Consider the following 4,050-nt stretch of genomic DNA (forward strand, 5'->3'; position numbering starts at 1 on the left):
TGGATGGCCGCCGCGTCGTGGGAGCCAACGCCAGCAATTCCGTCGACCTGAATACCATCCCCAACGGCCTGATCGAGCGCGTGGAGATCATCACGGGAGGGGCGTCGGCGGTTTATGGCGCGGACGCTGCGGCCGGCGTCGTCAACATCATCCTGCGTGAGGACTTCGAGGGCGTTGAGGCGCAGGGCCGCACGCTGGTCAGCGAGAGGGGCGACGGACGCGAGCACGACCTTGGCCTGGTGGCCGGTGACCGGTTCGGGCGGCTGAAGGTCACCGGGGCGCTCGGCTGGTCCAGGCGCGAGGAGGTCGGCAAGGGCCAGCGGTCCTTCTCGGCCCAGGCGGGCGTGATCTCCAGCTTCCTGCCCGGAGGAGCTTACCAGACCGGGGCTAATGCCCCCACCCAGGCGGCGGTTGACGCGGTGTTTGCTCGCTACGGGGCACCGCCGGGCGCCGTCCTGGTCCGTGGCGGCTTCGCGGGCTTCGGCTTCAATACCGACGGCACGCTGATCGGCACTGGTTTGCCGGGCAATCCGGCCCTAGACGCGCGCAACTACCGCGGGTCGCCCGACGACGTGGCGACGGTCTTCTTCCCGGATGTCTACTCGTACAACTTCGAGCCGTTCAACAAGCTGATCCTGCCGCTGGAGCGGCGCTCGGCTGCGCTGTTCGCCGACCTGGGCGTCACCGACCGGATCAAGGTTTACGGCCGTGCGCTCGGCGCCCGCTACACCGCCGCGACGGCGCTTGCGCCCACACCGGCGCCGACCGCGGCCAACCCGCTGTACCCAGGGCTGAATGTCTTTGGCTTCACCATTCCTGTGACCAATCCGTTCATCCCTGCGGACCTGTCGAGCCTCCTGGCCTCGCGGAGGGGCAACACGCCGGCCCTGGCGGGCGCCGGGGCCGGTGAAGAATTCCTCTACCGGTTCCGCACGGTGGCGCTCGGGCCGCGGCAGTCCGACACCCGTGCCGACACGCTGAACCTGCTTGCCGGCGCCAGGGCCGAGCTGACGGGCGACTGGCGGCTCGACACCTACGCCAGCTTCGGCCGCTACGAGCGCACCGAGATCCAGCAAGGCCTGCTGTCGGTTCGCCGCCTGGAACAGTTGCTGGATTCTCCCACCGGCGGCAGGGACCTCTGCGACGGAGGGTTCAATCCCTTCGGCGCCCAGATCAACGAAGCCTGTCGCGACTTCCTGCAGGTGCGCGCCCGCTTCGCCACGCGGGTGGAGCAGGATAATGCCGTGGCTACCCTGACCGGTCCTGTGGCGCGGCTGCCGGCCGGACCGGTGCAGGCCGTGGCGGGCGCCGAGTTCCGCAAGGTGCGCTACCGGTTCGCGCCCCCCGTCGGCCTCACGCCGGGCGACGTGGCGGGGTTCGTGCCGCTCTCGGCCGTGGCCGGCTCGGTGCGGTTCCAAGAGCTTTTCGGCGAGGCGGTGCTGCCGCTGCTGGCGGACCGGCCGTGGGCGCGCGCCCTGGACGTCACACTGGGCTACCGGCGCACCCAGGAGCGCACGACCGGCGGGGCGGACAGCTACAAGGCCGACTTCGGCTGGACGGTGGTGGACGCCCTGCGGATACGCGGATCCTACCAGCGGGCGGTTCGCGCGCCCGATATCTTCGAGCGGTTCGAGCCGGCCGTAGGTGGATCTGCCGGGGGCTCCGACCCCTGCGCGAGCGGCAATTCGGCCCGCACCGACCAGGTGCTCGCGCTCTGCCGCCGGCAGGCGGCGGCGCTGGGCTTCGCCGCCGGCTTCGCCGACGGGCTTCAGCAGTTTGCGCCCGTTGTCAGCGTGGTCCAGTCGGGCAATCCCGAACTCGATCCGGAGGTCGCCACCAGCTTCACCCTGGGCGCCGGCTGGCGTCCGGGCTGGGACAGCGCCTGGATCGGCGACCTGCGCGCCACCCTCGACGGCTACGAGATCGAGATCCAGGGCGCCATCGACTATCGCGACCCGCAGCTGATGCTAAACGACTGCTATAATCTTGGCGGCGGCAACTCGACCTACGATGCGGCCTCCCCGGCCTGCGGAGCGCTGACGCGCAGCTCGGTGGACTTCTCCGTCGGAGCCATCCCCAGCCCCAGGACCAACCAGGCCTTCTTGCGCACCCGCGGGATCGACGCGTCCGTCTCCTTCCGCACGGACCTCGCCGGGGTTTCGGGCCGCGGGTGGGCCGGTACGCTCGACACGCAGCTTTCGGCGAGCCGGCTGCTGCGCTTCGACGAGCAGGGCTCGGCCGCCCGGCCTCGGATCGACTACGCCGGCACGATCTCCGGATCGGGCTTCGGCTACCAGAGCCTGCCGCGGTGGAAGGCGATCCTCGACCTTGAGTGGACTTCGGGGCCGATCCGGCTGGGCGTGAGTGGCGGCTACATCGGACCCATGGAGCACCGCCTGCGCCGCGAGAACCCCGGCGATCTGGCCAGGGGAGTTGGGGCAGCCACCTATTGGGACCTTTCCGGCGGCTGGGACATCGGGCGCGGCGTCGAGGTGCGCGGCGGCGTCCTCAACCTCTTCGACCGCCAGCCGGAACTGTACACGCCCGCCGTCGACGCCAACACCGAACCTTCCACCTACGATGTGATCGGACGGCGCTTCTGGCTGGGGCTCACCCTGCGTCTATGACCGCGCCAGCGCGCGGCAGTCGTAGGGCAGGCCCGGCTCGGCGCAGAAGTCCGGCCAGTGACCCGACTTCGACCAATAGTCCACGAGGCCGAGCTCGCGCACCAGGGCAATGAACCGCGGGTCCGACCGGAACGCCTTCATTTCCGGGTAGAAGATGAAGCCTGGGAAGCTGCGCTCCGCCACGCTGAGCTTGGCGAACTCGGCGTAGGCTCCGTCCAGGTCGCCCTGCCGCGCCAGCATTCGGATGCGCCGGTCGGGCGGAATGCGCTCGCAACCCGCCGGCAGCCCGCGCGCCCGCGCTGCGATCCGCCCCGGCAGCTCCTGCAGGTAGCGTCGCGTGCAGACGAAGGCGGTTGGGCTGATGCCGCGAGGGCCCATTTCGTCGAGCTGCGCGACCGCCGCGGCCGGCTCTTCCCAGGCCTGCAGCACCGTCCACCTCACGCCTCGCGCCAACTCGGGATTCAGACGGTCAAGTTGGTCCAGGTGACTGCGCGCGTTGCCCATGTCCCCGGTCTGGGCGCTTAGGAAGGCCGCTGGGATGAGCGAGAAGGTGCTGGTCCGCGCGTCAGTCGAGGTCAGGAGTTGGTCGGCGATCGCCATGGCGTCTCGCAGCCGGCCGACCTCGCGCAGCACCTCAATGTAGCTCATCCGACCCGGACCAAGGTTGGGGTCGGCCTCGCGCGCCTTCTGGAGGTTGCGCTCGCGTTCGAGCCAGTAGCCACCGGCCGGATAGCTCTGGGCCATGGCGATATAGGCCTTGGAGTTCTTCGCGTCCATCCGGATCGCCCGATCCGCCGAGGCCCGGGCTCCGCGTCGGAGCGCTTCCGCCTCGGGACCCTCGCCACGCAGGTTGCGCGCTGCGTTGCCCTGGGCGATCGCGAACACGGCATGGACGACCGCCAGGTCCGGCGCGGCGGCGATCAGGCGTCGGGCGGATTCAAGCATCCGCTGGGCGTTGCCCTCGCGGGAGACGGCGTCGCAGGTGTTGAGGTAGAGGGACAAGACCTGCGAATCCAGGCGCCGGCCGGCGCGCTTGCGGTCCTCCAGCAGACAGCTCAGCGGCGAAGCGATGCCGAGGGCCGCCTGCTCGATCAGGCCGACCGGCGCGCCCTGCCGCACGAAGCGGTTGGAAAGCAGCACGACGCCGCTCTCCCGCTCGATGATCTGGGTGTTGATCGCCAGGCCATCGTCATCGCGTGACACGGAGCCGGTGACGCGCAGCTCCGCGTCGGACCGGCTGCGTCCGTCGCCTGGGGCGCCCAGCGTCGAAACCGTGTCGATCCCGGCGCGCGTCAGCGCCGCCATGACGGCGTCTCCACCCGCCGCCGCGAGGCGCTGGACCTCGGGGTCGGCCTGCCGCGCCTCGAAGCGGATCACCTCGACGCGTCCGTTCTGGTCGCCCGCCGTGGTCCAGGGCCCCCAG

General features: G+C 70.6%; 2 protein-coding genes. One reads left to right on the top strand and one right to left on the bottom strand.

From position 1 onward, the window contains the following. On the top strand, nucleotides 1-2,627 hold a 2,627-nt coding region (locus ACLL81_RS10600), incomplete at its 5' end, for a TonB-dependent receptor domain-containing protein (RefSeq protein WP_411288311.1). Here ACLL81_RS10600 and ACLL81_RS10605 read toward each other — a convergent pair. Then, on the bottom strand, nucleotides 2,622-4,050 hold a 1,429-nt coding region (locus tag ACLL81_RS10605; RefSeq protein WP_411288312.1), incomplete at its 5' end, for a hypothetical protein. The two genes, ACLL81_RS10600 and ACLL81_RS10605, sit on opposite strands and share 6 nt — an antisense overlap.

The sequence above is a fragment of the Phenylobacterium sp. genome, assembly GCF_046590535.1.
Lineage (GTDB): Bacteria > Pseudomonadota > Alphaproteobacteria > Caulobacterales > Caulobacteraceae > Phenylobacterium.